The sequence below is a fragment of the Xanthomonas albilineans genome (assembly GCF_009931595.1).
GTDB classification, from domain to species: Bacteria; Pseudomonadota; Gammaproteobacteria; order Xanthomonadales; family Xanthomonadaceae; genus Xanthomonas_A; species Xanthomonas_A albilineans.
The window spans coordinates 2,689,220-2,708,214 of sequence record NZ_CP046570.1 but is presented as its reverse complement, the minus strand read 5'-3'; the positions used below and the strand labels follow the sequence as shown (position 1 = coordinate 2,708,214).

Here is an 18,995-nt window from a genome sequence, read left to right as displayed (position 1 = left end):
CGACACCCGACAATACGGCCATTGCCTCGTCACCGCGCGGCCATTGACGGAGCATCCCGCAACGGACGCTTTCCCGCCGCGCTACGTCAATGGCGCGCTTTTCCCCATGCAACCTCACGATAAGCGAGTAACCACATGCCCATCTTGCGAATGACCGATCTCGACCTGTCCGGCAAGCGTGTGCTGATCCGGCAGGATCTGAACGTGCCGATCGACAACGGCCAGATCACCTCCGAACAACGCATCCTGGCCTCGGTGCCGACCCTCAAGCACGCGCTGGAACAGGGCGCGGCGGTGATGGTGACCTCGCACCTTGGCCGGCCCAAGGAAGGCGTGTGGAGCAAGGACGATTCGCTGGAGCCTGTGGCCACGCGTCTGGCCGCGCTGCTGGGCGTGGAGGTGCCGCTGCTGCGCGATTGGGTCGATGGCGTGGACGTGCAGCCGGGGCAGATCGTGTTACTGGAGAATTGCCGCATGAACGTCGGCGAGGGCAAGGACGACCCCGCGTTGGCGAAGAAATACGCGGCGCTGTGCGACGTGTTCGTGATGGATGCCTTCGGTACCGCGCACCGCGCGCAGGCCTCCACGCATGGCGTGATCCAGTTCGCCCCGGTCGCCGCGGGTGGCCCGCTTTTGATGGCCGAGTTGGACGCGCTGGCCAAGGCGCTGCAGCATCCGGCCAAACCGCTGCTGGCGATTGTCGCCGGCAGTAAAGTCTCGACCAAGCTGGAACTGCTCTCGAATTTGGTGAACAAGGTCGATCAACTGATCGTTGGCGGCGGCATCGCCAACACCTTCATCGCTGCCGCGGGGCACTCGGTGGGCAAATCGTTGTGCGAGCCGGACCTGCTCGACACCGCGCGCAAGATCGTTGCCGACGCCAACGGGCGCGGCGCAGCGATCCCGCTGCCCAGCGACGTGGTGGTCGCCAAGCAGTTCATGCCGGATGCTGCGGCCACGGTGAAGGCCGTCACCGACGTCGCCGACGACGACCTGATCCTGGACATCGGCCCGCAGACCGCTGCGCACTATGCCGAGTTGATTGCCAAGGCCGGGACCGTGGTCTGGAACGGCCCGGTTGGCGTGTTCGAGTTCGACGCGTTTGGCAAGGGCACCGAAACCCTGGCGCGCGCCATCGCCGCCTCACGCGCGTTCTCCATCGCGGGCGGTGGCGACACCTTGGCTGCGGTCGACAAGTACGGCATCGCCGAGCAGGTGAGCTACATCTCCACCGGCGGCGGCGCGTTCCTGGAGTTTCTGGAAGGCAAGACCCTGCCCGCGGTGGCCGCGTTGCAGGCGCGCGGCGGGTGAGCGGCGTCGATACCCTATTCTTCGATCTGGACGGCACCCTGGTCGATTCGGAGGCCGGCATCGTCGGCGGCATCCGCCATGCCTTCGCCGAACTGGGGCGTCCTGCGCCGGAGTTGGCGCAGTTGCGCGATTGGATCGGGCCGCCGTTACGCGACAGCTTCCACCAGTATTTCCAGGGCGATCCAACGCTGGTGGAGCAGGCGCTGTCGTTGTATCGAGCGCGCTACGACGCGCAAGGCTGGCGCGAATTGCAGGTATTCGACGGCATCGCCACGGCGGTGGACGCGTTGCACGCGGCCGGTCACCAGCTGGCGGTGGTGACGTCCAAGAACCAGCGGTTCGCGCAACGCATCGTCGCGCACCTGCCCTTCGGCGATCGTTTCGCGGAGGTGGTCGGTGCCAGCGACGATGGTCAGCGCCGCTTCAAGGCGGACTTGATTGCCGAGGCATTGGCACGGCTGGCCGTGCCCGCAGCGCAGTGCCGCATGATCGGCGATCGACGCATGGACATCGAGGGCGCACGTCACCACGGCATGCGCAGCATCGGCGTGCTGTGGGGCTTCGGCGACGCGGACGAACTGCGTCTGGCCGGGGCCGGCGCGTTGGCGCCGACGCCTGCGCATCTGCCGGTGCTCGCCACCTCCTGAACGTGGCGGGCATCGGGATGGATACGGCGTGGGGTGACGACCTGGGCTGGCCTGTCTGTAGCGCGCTGGCTGAGTTGTTCGCCGCATGCGCGGCTGCATACTGTCGCGCATGGTGTGCGCCCGATGCCGGGGTGTGCGGACGGCCATGTCACAATGCCATTTTGTGTGATGGGTGTGTGTGCTAGCTTTGAATGCTTTTCCGAAGGATGCCGTCATGACCGAACGCCAGCGCCGTACCAGGATTCTCGCCACCCTTGGCCCGGCCACCGACCCGCCCGGCGTGCTCGAGGATCTGTTCCGGGCCGGCGTCAACGTGGTGCGGCTGAATTTCAGCCACGGTGACCCTTCCGGTCAGGCCAAGCGCGCCGAGGAGGTGCGTGCCGCCGCCGCGCGCGTCGGTGCCGAGATCGGCATCCTCGCCGATTTGCCCGGCCCGAAAATCCGCATCGAGCGCTTCGCCGAAGGCAAGGTCTCACTCAAGCTGGGCGCGCGTTTCGACCTGATCGCCAACCCCAATGCCGCGCCCGGCGACGCCACCCAAGTGGGCGTGAGCTACCTTGGCCTGCCGCAGGACGTGGCCCCGGGCGATGTTCTGCTGCTGGACGACGGTCTGGTGCAGTTGCAGGTGACCGACGTGCAGGGCGAGCGCATCGTCACCAGCGTACTCAACGATGGCGTGTTGTCCGACCGCAAGGGGTTGAACAAGCAGGGTGGCGGGCTGTCGCTGGGCGCGTTGACCGAGCGCGACAAAGAGCTGATCGGCATCGTCGCCAAGATCGGCGTGGACTTCATCGCAGTGTCGTTCTGCCGCAATGCCGAAGACATGAACGATGCGCGGCGTATCGCCCGCGCCCACGGTTGCGATGCGCTGCTGGTGTCCAAGATCGAGCGCACCGAAGCGATCGAGAACCTGACCGAGATCGTCGAGGCCTCGGATGTGGTGATGGTCGCGCGCGGCGACCTGGGCGTGGAGATCGGCGACGCCGAGCTGCCTGGTCTGCAGAAGAAGATCATCCGCGAATCGCTGGCGCAGAACAAAGTGGTCATCACCGCCACGCAGATGTTGCAGTCGATGGTGGAAAGTCCGATCCCCACCCGTGCCGAAGTGCTGGACGTGGCCAACTCGGTGATCGACGGCACCGACGCGGTGATGCTCTCGGCCGAAAGCGCCGCCGGCGCCTATCCGATCCGCGCGGTCGAGGCGATGGCGCGCATCTGCCTGGGCGCCGAGCGCCAGTTCGAGACCGAGACCGACTTCGGTATGGCGCCGCGCAACCTGGAGCGCGCCGACCAAGCCATCGCGATGGCGACGATGTTCCTGTCGCAGCACGTGGGCGTGCGCGCGATCGTGGCGATGACCGAGTCCGGCGGCACGCCGCGCTACCTGTCGCGCTTCCGCGCCAAGGCGCCGATTTTCGCGGTCACCCGCCACGATGGTGCGCGCCGGCACATGGCGATGATGCGCGACGTGTTCCCGATCAACTTCGACAGCCGTGGACTGACCCCGCGCGAAGCGGCGCGTGGCGCCATCCGCCTGCTGGTCGATGCCGGCCTGTTGGCTCCGGGCGACCGTGTGGTATTCACCAGTGGCGAGCACATGGAAACCCACGGCGCGACCAACACGCTGCGCCTGCTCGAAGTCGGCGCGGACGGCAACGCCACCGGTCTGGGCGATCTGTAATCGCGCCGCCGCGCCCACCCGCGCGGTCCATCCCGCCGCGCGACGTATCCAGCGTCGCGCGGTTTTCCCTGTACGCTCTGCTTTTCCGACTGCGGACGCTGGCCTCTGTGCGGCGGATGCGGTCAGTGCTAGCCGATGCCCAGGATCCCGCCGGCGGCGAATGAGTTGCCGTTGCGCGGGAGCTGACGCCGGTATGGTGTCGGCAGGTCGGAAAACGCCGCGATAGAGGGTAGGAATTTTCCTACCACGCGTTCTAGAGCAAGATAAACCAAGGGGGGGCGTCTGCACGGCCCATTGGCTGTCGTGCCATGCAGTGGCAATTCAGCAAAGGCTATGCCAAAGTTCTTTCACACTGCCTCATGCGCAGTTCAAGGACGATGCGCCTAGCGGATCACACAAGCGGTCGCTTTCCTGCGGTTTCCTCGAGCGCCGGGGAGGTGTCCCGTGCTCGTCGTTGCGCAAGACAGGGAGGGGGGCTCGCCGCCGCTTTGCCCTGCGCATCGGATCCTGCTGTCATCTGTTCCGCGTGCCTTTATTACCGAACAAGACTTGCCGAGATTCGTCATGAACGCCTCTTCCCGCCTTTTCCGTTCAGTGTGTTCTTTCGCTTGGGTGTTGATTGCCGTTGGACTGATGGCCAAGCCGGCCAATGCCCAGTGGATTGTCCATGACCCACTCTCCATGGGCAAGGCGTTGGAGGAGTACGCACAGCAGGCCACCCGCTGGACGGGGACGCTCGAGCAGTACCAGCATGAGTTGGATCATTACCAGCAGCAGCTCATCAACGTGCAGCGGCTGAATTTCGGCGACTCCAAAATGGCCGATAGTTTCTCTGAGCGCCCGTCGGACTATGGTCTGGAGGATAGCTGCCCCGGTGCCAGCCAGAGCGGGATATCGGGTCTGCTGCAGAAGTTCAGTTCGGCCACGCCCAACTTTCAGGGTGATGGTGTGCGTGAGCAGGGGGAGGTGTGCAAACGCATGGTGCTGGCGCAGAATGCCCAGTACAACGAAACCGTGCGCATGCTCAAGCGCCTGATCCAGCGCAACGATCAGTTCAAGCAGGTGCAGGCCCAGCGTGACAGTGTGGGGACCGGCCAGGGGGCCTTGGCGGCCAATGACAACGAAACCCAGCGCTTCGTCGCCCAGAACGCCATGGACCTGAACTACTGGCAGGCCGAGATGAAGGCCTATGACAACTACATTCTTGGACTTAAGGACGATCAGGCGCGGCTGTCGCGCAAGGCGCTGGATGGCGACAATAATAAAAAATTGATAGGGCAGGTGCTCCAGGCGGGCGCGCTTGCAGCGGCGCTGTCGCAGTGATGGCGACCTTGTGGACGCATCGCTCCCTTCATACGCAGCAATACATGGCTCCAACCAAGGAGAGCGCGTGATGAAATCACATGGATGGTTTACCGCATTGTGCTTGTGCGCGGTTTCCATGCAGGCCTCGGCCCAGTACGTCTTCATTCCTTACTACGACAACAATCCCTTCCTGTTTTGCACCATGGGCGTGCCCGCGGATTGCTGGGCGCCGGTCAATCCTGCCTCTGGTGCATTTGTCGTCACCAATTCGCACTGTTACAACCCGGTCTCCTCGGCGCTGTATGCCCAGGTCTGTCCGATGGCGTTTCCGAATGGGGTGGATGGGAGCGGCGCAACGCCACCTGCGTCTTCGTCTACGCCTGCTGCGACGCGCTGAAGGCGGGCGCCTGCGACCCCAGGATCGAGCAAGAAAAAGCCAGGCCATTGCGACGACGAGATCGGCTTTCGGACCGGCGTCGATGGCAGGTGCGATGTGCTGGGTGAGCGTGTCGGGCTGATGGACGTGGCGGCTTTAGAGAAAAAACCGCGCGATGCTGTTGTCGGGTTTCGCGATCGCCGGTCCGCCTTCCACGATTGCCGTGGGTGACCGGGATATACTGGGCCTTCCCCCGTATCGCAGGAATCCCATGAGCATCGAACAGCTTGCCGAAACCGCACAGGCGATGGTTGCCCAGGGTAAGGGCATCATCGCGATCGACGAATCCACCAGCACCATCGCCAAGCGCTTTGCCAGCGTCGGCATCGAAAATGTCGAGGAAAACCGCCGCGCCTATCGCGAACTGTTGCTGACCACGCCGAAGCTGAGCGAACACATTTCTGGCGCCATCCTGTACGACGAGACCATCCGTCAGAAGACCAAGGCCGGCGTGCCGTTTCCGAAATACATGGCCGAGCACGGCCTGATCCCGGGCATCAAGGTCGACAAGGGCACGTATCCGTTGGCTGGCATGCCGGGCGAGCTGATCACAGAAGGTCTGGACGGCCTGCGTGCGCGCCTGCAGGAGTACTACACGCTCGGCGCACGCTTCGCCAAGTGGCGCGCGGTCATTACCATCGGCGAGGACATCCCTTCGGGCGTATGCATCGAAACCAACGCGCATGCGCTGGCGCGCTATGCGGCGCTGTGCCAGGAACAGGGCTTGGTGCCGATGGTGGAGCCGGAAGTGCTGATGGACGGCGACCACGACATCGAGACTTGCTACGAAGTCACCGAGGCTACGCTGCGCGCGCTGTTCGGTGCGTTGTACGAGCAGAACGTGGTCCTGGAAGGCACGATTCTGAAAGCGTCGATGGTGATCGCGGGTAAGGACTGCGAAGAGCAGGCTGGTGTCGAGGAAGTGGCCGAGTCCACCGTGATGTGCCTCAAGAGCACCGTGCCGGCGATTCTGCCAGGCATCGTGTTCCTCTCCGGCGGACAAACCGACGAGCAGTCCACCGCACACCTCAACGCCATGAATCAGCTTGGCCCGCTGCCGTGGCCGCTGAGCTTTTCGTATGGTCGCGCGATGCAGCAGGCCGCATTGGAGCTGTGGTCGCGGGACATCAAGGGGCATGTCGCCAAGTCACAGCAGGTGGTGTACGAACGGGCCAAGGAAAACGGCCTGGCGGCGCTGGGTAAGTGGCGCGGCTGAGGTGTCGGTCGGCCAGTTCGCGTCAGATGGCGATGGCCGGCGTTCTTTTTTATCGGTGTGTGCGGCGTGACCGCTGTGCTATGCGTTGCGGTGTTTGTCGCTGTGGCGCGGGTCAGGCGACCTGCGCCTGACCACCCGTTTGCTCGATCGTGATCTGGGCCATGGCTTGCTGATAGGCCTTGTAGGCTGTTGCATCGTAGGCCACCAGAATGATTCGCTTGGGCGAGGCATGCGCACGCCGCCAGGCGTCGGTCTCGGTCGCTGCGATGCGTGCTGCCTGGTGCAGCGGGTAACCAGCGGCGCCGCAACTGATCGGGGGAAACGCGACCGACTCCAGGCCCATCTGCTCGGCTAGACGTAGAGCACGCCAGTAGCAGTTGGCGAGCAACGCTGGTTCGTTGCGCTGGCCGTCGCGCCACATCGGGCCGACGGTGTGCAGCACATATCGCGCTTTGAGCCGGTAGCCTGCCGTGGCGTGTACTTCACCGGCCGGGCAACGTACGCCTGGCTTGAGTTCCGGCAGTCGCCGACATTCCTCCAGCAGTTCCGGACCTGCAGCACGGTGAATCGCATCGTCCACCCCGTCGCCGCCGAGCAGTGATTCGTTGGTGGCGTTGACGATAGCGTCCACGTCGAGATGGGTGATGTCGCCTTGCCAGATGTCGATCTTCATAACGCGAATCTTTGTGGGGGGCGAATGATGGAAGTGTGATGCTGCGACCTTCCGTTGCCACGGTCGCTTAACGCGCCCATGGCCAGACTGTCTCGTATCGCCATCTCAACATCTGCGACATGAACCGGAACCTGCCGCCGCCGCTTGTCGCCGACGCCTTGGCGCGTGGCAAGATCATTCAGGCGATCAAACTATTGCGTACCCACCGCGACATGGATCTGCAAAGCGCGAAATTGCAGGTCGAGTCATGGTTGCATGCCGATGCGGCGCAGTTGGTGGCGCAACGACTTGATCGCTATGCCATGGGGAGAGTGTCCGCGGTTGTCGACAAAGACGCGCGCGAACTCCCGATAAGCAGTGCGATCGAACCGCGCCTGCCACCGGCGGCGGAAATGGCGTTGCACTGCGGCGAGCGGCGCAAAGCGGCCAGGCTAATTTTCGATCACTATCCGGAGATGTCGCTGCGCGAGGCGATCGTAATGGTCCAACGTTATCGTCGTCTGGAGCTGTCTGTTGCCGCTGGGCCCACAGTGGCTGCTGGCAAGCGCGCGAGTGTCTGGCGCTGGGGCATACCAGGGTTGCTGTTTGCCGTTGCCGTTGCCGTTGCCGCTGTGGCCTGGTGGCTGTACCGCTAGTTAGGCTGCGTCAGATATGACAGCTTCGCGCGACTGCGTGCTGCCGAGTCGAGTTGCAAGGCGAGCAAGGTCGGTAGTGGCATTGGAGCAGGCACTGAGACTGGCTTCGGCACGCAGGGCAAGCTCGCAGAGTCGTTCCTGTCTTGAAGTCCGATAATGGCGTGGTGTTGATCGGGCAGAGATGCACCTGCCTCGTGTCGGCTTGCTGTGTCGCAATGCTTGCACGAGTTTCTTGTCCAAGTCACCGCGCGGATGCGCGTAGATGCGGCCTGCCTGGAGCTGGACATGGTGCGCTCTTAAGAACTTAAATGACGGTTCTGCTTTTCCATGCGTCCATCCGATGCGATTGCGGAGCGTTACCCTTGAAAGTTGAGTCCAAGGTGCGCGCGGGAACTGATTCGGGAGTGAGATGCTTGCCGAAGTTATGGCCCTCATGCGCAGGTGAGGCCGGTGTGCCAACCGCTTCATTAATGGCCGGCATTGTGCTGTGGCTGTCAAATGCATGGCTTCGTCCCGCCACTCGCATCGCCCACGCTGTTACTCTGCGCTTCGGCCTTCCACTGCATGTGACTTCGTTGCGATGAGCGCTTGCGTCCTGTCCCACCTCGACCGGCTCGAGGCCGAGAGTCTCCACATCCTGCGCGAGGTGGTGGCCGAATTCCGCAATCCGTTGTTGCTGTATTCGGTGGGTAAGGACAGCTCGGTGCTGTTGCATTTGCTGTTGAAGGCCTTCGCGCCTGCGCCGCCACCGATGCCATTGCTGCATGTGGATACGCGCTGGAAGTTTCGCGAGATGATTGCCTTTCGCGATCGGCGTGCCGTCGAAACCGGTGTGGACCTGCGCGTCTACATCAATCCCGACGGGGTCGCGCAGGACATCGGCCCGTTCACGCATGGCGCCAGTATGCACACCGAGGTGATGAAGACGCAGGCGTTGAAGCAGGCGCTGGCGTTGTGGCAGTGCGATGCGGCCATCGGCGGTGCGCGCCGTGACGAGGAAAAGGCGCGGGCCAAGGAGCGGGTGTTCTCGTTTCGCAACGACCGCCAGCGCTGGGATCCCAAGCAGCAGCGTCCGGAGTTGTGGAATCTGTACAACCCGCGTATCCATCCCGGCGAGAGCGTGCGCGTGTTCCCGCTGTCCAATTGGACCGAGCTGGATATCTGGCTGTACATCTACCGCGAGGCGATTCCGGTGGTGCCGCTGTATTTCGCTGCCGAGCGACCGGTGGTGGAGCGTGATGGTGCGCTGATCATGGTGGACGATGCGCGCTTGCCGTTGCGCGAGGGCGAAGTGCCGCAGCGACGCCGGGTGCGGTTTCGCACGCTCGGTTGCTATCCGCTGACCGGCGCCGTCGAATCGCAGGCCGATACATTGGAAAAGATCATCGCCGAGATGTTGCAGGCCACCACCTCCGAGCGCCAGGGGCGCATCATCGATCAGGATCCAGGCGCGTCGATGGAGCAGAAGAAGATCGAGGGCTACTTCTGATGGGTATGAAAACTGGGCGTGCGACGGAGCGGGAGGGCGGAAGCGGTGCATCCGACATCGTGGGCTATTTGCATCGGCACGAATGCAAACCACTGTTGCGCTTCATCACGTGCGGCAGCGTCGATGACGGCAAGAGTACGTTGATCGGCCGGCTGTTGTACGACAGCAAGCAGGTGTTCGACGATCAGCTCGCCGCGCTCGGCGCCGACAGCAAGCGCCATGGTACGCAGGGCGGGGCGATCGACTACGCGCTGTTGCTCGACGGTCTGGCCGCCGAGCGCGAGCAGGGCATCACCATCGATGTGGCCTACCGTTACTTCGATACCGACACGCGCAAGTTCATCGTCGCCGATTGTCCTGGGCATGCGCAGTACACCCGCAATATGGCCACGGGCGCTTCCACCGCCGACGTGGCGGTGGTGCTGGTGGATGCGCGCAAGGGGCTGTTGACCCAGACCCGTCGGCACACGTATATCGTGGCGCTGCTGGGGCTGCGCCATGTGGTGCTCGCGGTCAACAAAATGGATCTGGTCGGATTTGCGCGCGACACCTTCGAGACGATCGCCGTTGAATACCGTGCGTTGGCTACGCAACTGGGCATCGGCCAGGTCCAGTGCATTCCGCTGTCGGCACTGGAAGGCGACAACCTGTTGCAGCCTTCCGCACGCATGCCGTGGTACGCCGGCCCGGCGTTGCTCGAACATTTGCAAAGCCTGGAGCTAGAAACGCACGAGGCCGACCGCGCGTTGCGCCTGCCGGTGCAGTGGGTCAACCGTCCGCACGCCCAGTTCCGTGGTTTCGCCGGCACCGTGGCGGCGGGTGAGGTGAAGCCGGGCGATGCGGTGGTGGTGGTGCCGTCTGGGCGTCGTTCCCATGTCGCGCAGGTGTTGATCGGCGCGACCGAAGTGGCGTGTGCGGTGGCCGGTCAGGCGGTCACGCTGACCCTGGCCGACGAGATCGACATCAGTCGCGGCGACGTCATCGCCGCGGCGGCGGATCCGCCGGAAGTGGCCGATCAGTTCGCCGCGCACGTGCTGTGGATGGACGATGCCGCACTACTGCCCGGTCGTCCGTACTGGCTGAAGATTGGCACGCGCACAGTGACGGCCAGCATCAGCGAGATCAAATACCGGGTCGATGTGAACACCCAGGAGCGGCTCGCCGCCAAGCGTCTGGAACTCAACGAGGTCGGCTACTGCAATCTGGCGTTGGACCAACCGGTCGCGTTCGCGCCGTATGCGCGCAATCGCACGCTTGGCGGTTTCATCCTGATCGATCGGCACAGCAATGCCACCGTCGCGGCGGGTACCCTGGATTTCGCGCTACGCCGCGCCGGCAACCTGCACTGGCAGCATCTGGACGTGGATAAGGTGGCGCGCGCACGGATCAAGGGGCAGACGCCACGGGTACTGTGGTTCACCGGCCTGTCCGGTGCGGGTAAATCCACGATTGCCAATCTGGTCGAAAAACGCTTGCATGCGCAGGGCCGGCATACTTTTTTGCTCGATGGCGACAATGTCCGCCATGGGCTCAATCGCGATCTTGGCTTCACCGACGAGGATCGTGTGGAGAACATTCGTCGCGTCGCTGAGGTGGCGCGGCTGATGATCGATGCCGGGCTGATCGTGTTGGTCAGTTTCATCTCGCCGTTTCGCGCCGAGCGCGAGATGGCGCGGGCACGCTTCGCGCCTGGTGAGTTCGTCGAAGTATTCGTCGATGTGCCGTTGCAGGTGGCCGAGGCGCGCGACGTCAAAGGGCTCTACGCCAAGGCGCGTGCGGGGAAGATTCCCAATTTCACCGGGATCGACTCGCCCTACGAGTCGCCGGCGCAGCCAGACCTGCATCTGCGCGCCGATGGCGAAGAGGTGTCCGCGCTGGCGGAGCAGGTGCTGGCCTGGCTGGAGGCGCGCGATTGAGGGTGCACATGCAGGGCACGGCCCATGCGTTCTGGTGTTTGACCACGCGATAACGCGCGCCTGATGCTGCCCGCTGCTCCGCGCAGATCGGGTACGCGCGTCACGCATGCTAACGATCTGCCGATGCTCGTTCGCACTTCCACTCGGTCGGCGTCATGAACGTTGCGCCGCCAAGCAGCGGCGGCGCGAGGGACGGACCGACTCAATAGTAGATCGTGGCCGAAGTGGAGGTGGTCCCCAAATCGTAGTTGCATTGCACATCAAGACCGGAACTGTCGATGATGGAATTCCACGGCGGCGACTGCACACGTCGTAGTTTGTAGTCGTACACGCCGATGTTGTTGAACGTGATGCTGCCATCGGGTGGATACTGGTCGCAACTGTCCAAGTAGTACACTTCCAGGGCGCCGCCAATCACCTTTTTCGTGCGCTGGTCGCCGTAGTACGTGGTACTGAGCCGCACGCTCTGGCCGCTGGTGAGGTTACGCGTGTCGACGTTCCAGCTATAGCAGGGGCGACCGTCGTTGCAGGTGGCATAGGTGTCGCCCACGATCTGATCGCCGGTCTTGGCCGGAATGGAATCGCTGTACCACACGGTGCCGTCCTGACAGCAATTCCAACTGCTCAGGTCCCAGGTGTTGCTGTCGCCGTAGTAGCCCAGTACCGGTTGCAGGATCGCTTTATAGTCGGTCTCTATGGCGGGGAAGAAGTACAAGACCTGTTGTGTCGCGTTGGTCGGGTTTTGCGGCACTTGCCAGCTTGCGACGATGCGGCCCATCGGGGTTCCCGTCTCGTAACCGGCGGCCTGAATCCAGTTGTGGTCGAGCGCTGCCGGTGGCACCGAGCCGTGAGGTTTGGATGCGGTCAGCGCGGGGCTGCCGCGGACTTGCAGGCCATCCAGGCCACGGCCGTCCGGGTGTACCCGGATGCCTTTGGCGGTGAAATTGTCCTGGGTGCAGACCTGGGGTGGTTCACGCACGCCATTGGCGTGCTGCACGCTGCTATCCCCGAGGATGCGCTCGTCGTTGCTGATGTGGTGGACGCAGGCGGGCGGAAAGTAGCCGAACGGGGTCTGCACGTAGTCGTCGGGGACGTCGACAGGTTTGTATTTGGCTTTCAGGTCGGCGACCCGCATCAGGCGCGCGTCAGGTGCATATTGCTGGGCCAGGGCGGTGCTGACGCTGCTCAGACCCAGTAGCGGAAGTAGAAGTAAAAGCGTGAGTGCGATGCCGGTATGGCGGCGATAGCGGGGTACCACGGAGGTTGCATGATTTGCGTTGAAACTCATTGGAATCGCCTTGTCGTGAGTGGATGCGAGTGTGTTCCCGACAAACCCCGTGTTTGGATCCTGGGTTGCATGTCGACACGCGCAAGCTTGATCGCGGGTGCGGAATTCCCCTGTGCGAAACGAGGGTGTTGAGCGATGTAAGTTGGCTCGATAGTGGCCTGCATTGTTGCCGTAGGAGTGGCGACAATGGGCCAAATTTATGCGGCATTCTTGTGGAAATTCAGCAAATGAATTCGCGAATCCGGCATGGTCGTTAAAAGGCGGAGCTGCGTCACGGTTGCATCTTGTTCGGTGTTTTCTTTTTTGAATTTATGCGTATATAAAGTGCGCGTGCCGATGCAACCATTTCTGTGGTACCCCACTTCGAGCATGGAGATGCCAGGCGATGGAATTGGATGAAGAGCGGAAATCGTCGCTTCGTGTGAGCGCCCTTTAAACCATCGCGGACGAGACTGAGCGCATCACCAAGCGCCGGATTTACACCGTCGCCGCGTGCGCGAGGCTGCGCTCAGCGTGTGCCTGCGCTCTGTCGCGTCTGAGCCGGTGGTGGCGGAGCGCAGCGCGGTTGCTCCAGCAACTGTACGAACTGCGTGGCGATCACTGCGCCACCGAAGTGTTGCTGGACGAACGCACGCCCGGCCTGGCCCATACGCTGGCGCCGCGACGCATCGCACAAGCGCACGATCGCATCGCGCCAGGCGTCCACGTCCCCGGGCGGAAGCAGTTCGCCGCTGATGTCCGCATCCAATGTTTCGGCCACGCCGCCGACGTCGTTGGCTAGTACCGGCACTTCGCTGGCTTGCGCTTCCACCGAGACGCGGCCGAAGGTTTCCGGCGCCAGCGACGGAAACGCCAGCATCGACATTGCGTTGTAGTACGGCGTGGTGTCGTTCACCCAGCCGACGAAACGGTGCCGCGCGCCGTTGCCCTGAGCGGCGGCCTGCGCTTGCAACTGTGCCGCGTCCGGGCCATCGCCCAGCCACAGGCAGTACAGCCGCGGTTCCAGTGCCATCGCCGCCGACGCGGCCTGCAACAGCGGGAAGATGCCCTTGCCGGCGTGCATGCGTCCGCTGTAGCCGAGTACGATTGCATCGTCGGGCAATTGCTGCGCGCGGCGGATGGCTTGGCCCCGTGCTGGATCCGGACGCAGCCGCTCCATGTTCACCGGGTTGTACAACACCTGCACCAGCGCCTCCGGCACGCCACGCTGCAAATAAGCATGCCGCGCGTAGTGCGATACCGCGAAGAACCGCGCCGCCAGACGCGGGATCGCGTAGCCGGACAGCGCGCTCATCGCCGGTGTGCGATGCCGGAACAGCGCCACGCGGATGCCCAGTGCGTGCCCGGCCAGCAGCAGTGGCCAGTATTCCTTGCCGAAGTTGCCAACCAGCCAATCCGGCTTGCTGCGCCGCGCCGCACGCAGCAGCGGCGCGTAACCGGCCGGGTCCAGCACGTTGCGGAAGCGCCCCAGATGCACGGTGATGCCGCTGCGCTGCAGTTCCTCGGCGATCAGTCCGCCCGCGCAGGCGATTACTTCCACATCGTGGCCGACGCCGGCCAGTGCCTGTGCCAGGGCCACGAAATGCGTGGCCGCGCCTGTGTTTTCCGCGTTGGTGCCGACGAATAGAAATTTCATGCGCGGCGATCCTCGTAAGCGGTCAGTGCACGCAGCGCGAAGTGCGGCAGCAGATGGTGGCGTGCGACCTGGATGCGTGGGTAGCGCCATGGATCGGAGCCGGCCAAGGCGCGGCCGCGGCGGGTGCTGGTCGCGGCGGTATAGCCGGCGGCGCGCACGGCCTCGGCGACGCGTTCGTCCACGTCCCCATACGGATAGCAGAATTGCGGCACCGCTTCGCCGAGCAGATCTTCCAGCTCGCGCTTGCAGCCGCCGATCTCCTCGCGCAACACGGCGTCGCTGCAGCCAGTTAGGTGCGGGTGCGAGCGGGTGTGTGCGCCGATCTCCATGCCGCCAGCACGCCATCGGCGCAGCTCGTCCAGATTCATCAATGGTTTTTCGATGCCGAGTTTCTGCGCGTCCCAGACGTTGTGGCGGCCGATACAGCCGCTGACCATGTACACGGTGGCGGTGAAGCCCAGCCGTTGCAGCACCGGCAGCGCCGCGTGCAGGTTATCGAGATAGCCATCGTCCAGGGTGATCGCCGCGATCTTGCCTTGGCGCTCGCCACGCAGATAGGGCATGGCCTCGGACATGGACACGCCGCGGTAGCCCAGCCGCTGCAGCAGGCGCATCTGCCGGGCGAAGCGCGCCGGCGTCACGTACAGACTGCGGTAAACCTTCAGGTGTCGCGGCGCCTCGGCAATGTTGTGGTACATGAAAATCGGAATGCGGGCCGTGGCGGAGGTCTCGGAAGGCATCGGGAACGGTTCGGTGACAGGGGGCGATTGGCAGCGAAGGATTTTAGCGCAGCTTGCGCGTGCGGGGCCGTGGCGGCAAGGGCATGGTGGCTGGCATGACGCGCTGATGCCGGCCTGCGTCGAATGTGCTGATGGACGTGCTCGCGGACATGAGGGTCCGTGGCGGTATGATCCATATCGTCGCCGCCTACTGGACGTTGGCGGTTCCAGCGCTGTGCCTGCGTGGGGCGAGGCCGCCGTGCGGGATAGCAACTCTACCTCGGCGCGGATGCCTTAGAAAAACGGGCTCCCCCACACAGCAAAAGTAAAGTCGATGAAGTGAAGAAATTAATGCGATGCCGGTATGGCGGCGTGCCAAGGATGTTGCGTGGTGTGCATTATTGATGTTCATATTGGAATTCCCTTGCCCCTATGAAATGTGAAGTGCGTTGCCAGGAAACTCCGCGTTCGAATGTCGGTTGACACGTTGACACGCGCAAGCTGGACCGCCGATGCGTGATTCCCCTTGGAGAAACGATTCTGCTGAGAGATGTGGCTCGACTCTATACAGGCCTGCGTGGTTGCCGGAGGAGCGACGACGATAGAGCGTGAAGGTGTAGTATTATTGTAAATATTCAGAAAATTAGTTGGTGAATCTGGTATATTTGTCTATTCTGTTAATTAATTAATTTTTATATTTGTGATTATTTATTATTTTTGGGGTCTAATTTGTGGGCTTGTGCACAGGTCGATGCAACCATTTGCTATTGTGTCCAAGTTCAAGCGTGCTTATGTCGCGATCAGAATGTGCCGATGCGACCTGATTGATGGCGCTGGATGCGTGGAAATTACCGAGTCGCGTCGATCCGACGCGTGGCCTGTGCGCTTTCAGGAGACTCCCATGCGCGCTCTTCTTCGTTGTTTCTGTACTGTCGGTGTGCTGGGTGCGAACCGATGAACTCGCCCTGGGGGAACCGTCCCGGTGGCACGCGGGCGTCTGCACCGAAGCAGCGCAGTGCGCTCGCGCCTGTGGCCGATGCCCATCGCGACGAGTTGCGTCTGTACGGGTTCAATGCCGTGCGCGCGGTGTACGCGCGGCGGCCCGAGGCCATTCGCAAGTTGTATCTGGCCGAGGCGCGGATTCCCGCGTTGCAGCCGTTGCTCAAATGGTGCGTGGCGCATCGTGTCGGTTACCGCGTGGTGGACGACAACGATCTGAACAAGCTCGCCGCCAGCGCGCACCACGAAGGCGTGGTCGCCGATGTGCTGCGCGAAGCGCCCTTGCCCTTGGCCGACTGGCTGCGGACGTTGGCGCCGGGGCCGGCGTTGGCGTTGTGGCTGGATGGGGTCGGTAACCCGCACAACTTCGGTGCCATCCTGCGTTCGGCGGCGCACTTCGGTGCGGCGGCAATTCTGTTGCCGGAAGGGGCGACGTTGGCCTTGTCCGGTGCTGCCGCGCGGGTCGCCGAGGGCGGTGCCGAGGCAGTGCCGCTGGTGCGTTTGCCGGCGCCCGCGCAGGCGCTGGCGCAACTGCGCAACGCCGATTTCGCCTTGGCGGCGACCCTGGTCGAGGGCGGCGACGCGCTGTTCGCAACCGCGTTACCGCAACGCCTGATCTATGTGATGGGTGCCGAGCGCGATGGCATGGACCGCGGCTTCGCGCAGGCTTGCGATCTGCGTCTGTCGATTCCTGGCAGTGGCGCGGTGGAGAGTCTCAATGTCGCCGCCGCTGCCGCCGTGTTGCTGGGGACATGGTGCGGCCTCCACTCATTGCAGATAGATCGATAGAAAGGCGTTTGGGCAGCGGCGTGCGTGACGTAGGCATGCGTCATCGCGTTTGAATGCTGTGGCGACGTTGTCGGCGATGATTTGATTTCATGTGGTGCTCAGCATCGTCGTAGCGGCGATAGCATGCGTCGGCTTGAACCGGTGCAAATTTACGATGCAATTTTGTGCGCAAACATAGGCCGCGACTGATGCCCAGCGGCTCCACCACACGCGTCACGCCCTGACCGGAGATTGCGCGCTCCACCTCAATGGCGACCGCACTGGGAAGGCGGGACTCAAAATTGAGTGGTGTCGCAAGTCAGTAGCACTTGTAAGCAGTCATGCGTTGGGATAAGCAACCTATAAGTTGCGCACGCGTTGTCTCTAAATGTAGACAAATGGAGCGTTCCATCTGTGCTGCCGTCAGCTTCACGGATAGTCTTATGTAGACAAATGGGACCGGCGCAGGCTCGGTTGTTGTTTTATCTTGTCACTGAGCTGGAGCGCTTCATCCATAGATGGATATTCGCAGGAAGGGGATGGCGCATCGTCGCGCCAAGTGGTGTCTTGCCTTGTTGGCAGGAGTTGGGGCGCCGGTGTTGGCGCAACAGGCAAGCGATCCGGCGGCGCAGCAGTTGCTGCTGCAGCAAGAGCGCGAACGGGTGTTGCGCGCGCAGCAGGAGGCCCGGCCGGATGTGCGGCTGCAAGCGGGGCCTGCCGATGGGGTGCAACGCCTGCCGGCCCAGGAGTCGCCGTGTTTCCGGATCCGCCACATCGTGCTCGATGGCACGCAGGCCAAGGCGTTTGCTTGGGCGTTGAAGGCGGCCGATCCGCCGCAGGATCCGGCGACCGGGCGCTGCTTGGGCACCGAGGGCATCAACCTGGTGATGACACGGGTGCAGAACGCGGTGATCGCGCGTGGCTATGTGACCACGCGGGTGCTGGCGGCGCCGCAGGATCTGACCGGCGGGACCTTGCGGCTATCGCTGGTGCCCGGTTACGTCCACGCGGTGGGCTTCACTGCACCGGCGACGGCGCATGCCTCGGTGCGGAACGCGGTGCCCACGCACAGCGGGGCGCTGCTCAATCTGCGCGATATCGAACAAGGCCTGGAGAACTTCCAGCGCGTGCCGACGGTGACGGCGGACATTCAGATCGCGCCGGCGCAGGGCGCGGGCGTCGGGCCGGGCGAGAGCGACCTGGCCATTGCCTGGCAGCAGCATCGGCGCCTGCGCGCCAGCCTGAGCCTGGACGATGCCGGCAGCCAGGCGACCGGCAAGATGCAGGCCAACGGCACGCTGTCGCTGGATAACCCGTTGCGCTTGAACGACCTGTTCTACGTCAGCCTGGGCAAGGGCGTGTTCAACGCGGCGGGCAAGTCCACCGACAGTTGGACGGCGCATTACGATGTCCCCTACGGCTACTGGCTGTTCGGCGTGACCGCCAGCGCCTACGACTACGTCCAGCCGGTCGCCGGGGCCACCCAGACCTACGACTACAGCGGCCGTAGCCGCAATGCCGAAGCGCGTGTGGATCGCCTGCTGTTGCGCAATGCCACGACCAAGATCGGCCTGTATGGACGTGGCTGGTGGCGGCAATCCAATAGCGCCATCGACGACACCGAGATCCTGGTGCAGCGTCGGCGCACCGCCGGCTGGGAACTGGGGCTGACCGATCGGCAGTTCCTGGGCAAGGCCACGCTGGATGGCAGTGTGGCCTATCGTCGCGGCACCGGCGCGTTCGGCGCGTTGCGTTCGCCGGAGGAGCGCGCGCACGCCTTCGCTCCGCAGTTGCCGCTGGACGGGACCTCACGGATGGCCTTGATCCTGGCCGATGCGCAATTGGTGGTGCCGTTCCAGCTGGGCACCCAGCGCCTGCGCTACACCGCGGCCTGGCGTGGACAGTGGAACCGCACGCCGCTGTCGCCGCAGGACCGGTTTGCCATCGGCGGGCGCTACACGGTGCGCGGCTTCGATGGGGAAGTGACGCTCAGCGGCGAGCGCGGCTGGCTGCTGCGCAACGAACTGGGCCTGGTGCTGGGCAGCGGCCTGGAAGCCTATCTGGCCGCCGATACCGGGCGGATCGGGGGGCCGTCGGCGCGCTTGCAGACGGGCCAGGACCTGGCCGGCCTGGCGCTGGGCCTGCGCGGTAATTGGTCGCACGTCAGCGTGGATGGCTTCGTCGGCGCCCCCCTACACACGCCGCCACATTTTCCTACGTCCTACAGCACGTTCGGCGTCAGCCTGACCTGGCACCTCTAAGCGCTCACAAGGAGC

The 18,995-nt window shown here is 63.6% G+C and carries 15 protein-coding genes and 1 pseudogene; 11 read left to right on the top strand and 5 right to left on the bottom strand.

Annotated features, from left to right (window positions below):
- Positions 1 to 135: 135 nt before the first annotated feature.
- The 6 genes from XaFJ1_RS11210 (at position 136) to XaFJ1_RS11185 (ending at position 6,596) form a co-directional block, all read left to right on the top strand.
- Positions 136 to 1,311: a phosphoglycerate kinase gene (locus tag XaFJ1_RS11210; RefSeq protein WP_012916784.1), complete on the top strand. Its 1,176-nt coding sequence runs from the start codon at positions 136 to 138 to the stop codon at positions 1,309 to 1,311.
- Positions 1,308 to 1,958, top strand: coding sequence for an HAD hydrolase-like protein (locus tag XaFJ1_RS11205; RefSeq protein WP_012916783.1), 651 nt, complete (start codon positions 1,308 to 1,310; stop codon positions 1,956 to 1,958). Before XaFJ1_RS11210 ends, XaFJ1_RS11205 begins: the two co-directional genes overlap by 4 nt.
- Positions 1,959 to 2,172: 214 nt before the next feature.
- Positions 2,173 to 3,639 carry a pyruvate kinase gene (gene pyk, locus XaFJ1_RS11200; RefSeq protein ID WP_012916782.1) on the top strand — a complete coding sequence of 489 codons (1,467 nt, stop codon included), beginning with the start codon at positions 2,173 to 2,175 and terminating at the stop codon, positions 3,637 to 3,639.
- Positions 3,640 to 4,320: 681 nt separating this feature from the next.
- On the top strand, positions 4,321 to 4,962 hold the full coding sequence (locus XaFJ1_RS11195) for a hypothetical protein (protein ID WP_045756958.1): 642 nt from the start codon (positions 4,321 to 4,323) through the stop codon (positions 4,960 to 4,962).
- Between the two features lie 70 nt (positions 4,963 to 5,032).
- The gene (locus XaFJ1_RS11190; protein ID WP_155393138.1) at positions 5,033 to 5,341 is read left to right on the top strand and encodes a hypothetical protein; all 309 of its coding nucleotides are present in this window, start codon (positions 5,033 to 5,035) and stop codon (positions 5,339 to 5,341) included.
- 250 nt (positions 5,342 to 5,591) lie between these two features.
- Positions 5,592 to 6,596 (top strand): class I fructose-bisphosphate aldolase, encoded by a 1,005-nt coding sequence (locus XaFJ1_RS11185; protein ID WP_012916780.1) that lies wholly within the window; start codon positions 5,592 to 5,594, stop codon positions 6,594 to 6,596.
- Between the two features lie 112 nt (positions 6,597 to 6,708).
- Here XaFJ1_RS11185 and XaFJ1_RS11180 read toward each other — a convergent pair whose 3' ends face one another.
- Positions 6,709 to 7,269, bottom strand: a complete 561-nt coding sequence (locus XaFJ1_RS11180) for an O-acetyl-ADP-ribose deacetylase (RefSeq protein WP_012916779.1) — start codon at positions 7,267 to 7,269, stop codon at positions 6,709 to 6,711.
- 119 nt (positions 7,270 to 7,388) lie between these two features.
- On the opposite strand from XaFJ1_RS11180, the gene XaFJ1_RS11175 reads away from it, so the two are divergent.
- The 3 genes from XaFJ1_RS11175 (at position 7,389) to cysN (ending at position 11,309) form a co-directional block, all read left to right on the top strand.
- Positions 7,389 to 7,904, top strand: a complete 516-nt coding sequence (locus XaFJ1_RS11175; RefSeq protein ID WP_012916778.1) for a hypothetical protein — start codon at positions 7,389 to 7,391, stop codon at positions 7,902 to 7,904.
- A gap of 580 nt (positions 7,905 to 8,484) precedes the next feature.
- Entirely contained in the window at positions 8,485 to 9,393 is a 909-nt protein-coding gene (cysD, locus tag XaFJ1_RS11170) for a sulfate adenylyltransferase subunit CysD (RefSeq protein ID WP_012916776.1), read from the top strand.
- Between the two features lie 5 nt (positions 9,394 to 9,398).
- Positions 9,399 to 11,309: a sulfate adenylyltransferase subunit CysN gene (cysN, locus tag XaFJ1_RS11165; protein WP_045757365.1), complete on the top strand. Its 1,911-nt coding sequence runs from the start codon at positions 9,399 to 9,401 to the stop codon at positions 11,307 to 11,309.
- 202 nt (positions 11,310 to 11,511) lie between these two features.
- Here the strand turns inward: cysN and XaFJ1_RS11160 are convergent, their stop codons facing one another.
- The 3 genes from XaFJ1_RS11160 to XaFJ1_RS11150 form a co-directional block, all read right to left on the bottom strand.
- The gene (locus XaFJ1_RS11160) at positions 11,512 to 12,597 is read right to left on the bottom strand and encodes a hypothetical protein (RefSeq protein WP_012916774.1); all 1,086 of its coding nucleotides are present in this window, start codon (positions 12,595 to 12,597) and stop codon (positions 11,512 to 11,514) included.
- 508 nt (positions 12,598 to 13,105) lie between these two features.
- Positions 13,106 to 14,233 carry a glycosyltransferase family 4 protein gene (locus XaFJ1_RS11155; RefSeq protein ID WP_012916773.1) on the bottom strand — a complete coding sequence of 376 codons (1,128 nt, stop codon included), beginning with the start codon at positions 14,231 to 14,233 and terminating at the stop codon, positions 13,106 to 13,108.
- Positions 14,230 to 14,973, bottom strand: coding sequence for a polysaccharide deacetylase family protein (locus XaFJ1_RS11150; protein ID WP_012916772.1), 744 nt, complete (start codon positions 14,971 to 14,973; stop codon positions 14,230 to 14,232). Before XaFJ1_RS11150 ends, XaFJ1_RS11155 begins: the two co-directional genes overlap by 4 nt.
- Positions 14,974 to 15,906: 933 nt before the next feature.
- Between XaFJ1_RS11150 and XaFJ1_RS11145 the strand changes: the two genes are divergently transcribed.
- The gene (locus tag XaFJ1_RS11145; RefSeq protein WP_012916771.1) at positions 15,907 to 16,740 is read left to right on the top strand and encodes a TrmH family RNA methyltransferase; all 834 of its coding nucleotides are present in this window, start codon (positions 15,907 to 15,909) and stop codon (positions 16,738 to 16,740) included.
- Positions 16,741 to 16,885: 145 nt separating this feature from the next.
- On the opposite strand, the pseudogene XaFJ1_RS16210 reads toward XaFJ1_RS11145, so the two are convergent.
- Positions 16,886 to 16,999, bottom strand: a pseudogene (locus XaFJ1_RS16210) (IS3 family transposase); the annotation flags it as partial.
- A 238-nt stretch (positions 17,000 to 17,237) separates the two neighbouring features.
- Here XaFJ1_RS16210 and XaFJ1_RS11140 point away from each other — a divergent pair.
- Positions 17,238 to 18,980, top strand: coding sequence for a ShlB/FhaC/HecB family hemolysin secretion/activation protein (locus XaFJ1_RS11140; protein WP_045756956.1), 1,743 nt, complete (start codon positions 17,238 to 17,240; stop codon positions 18,978 to 18,980).
- Positions 18,981 to 18,995 lie beyond the last annotated feature (15 nt).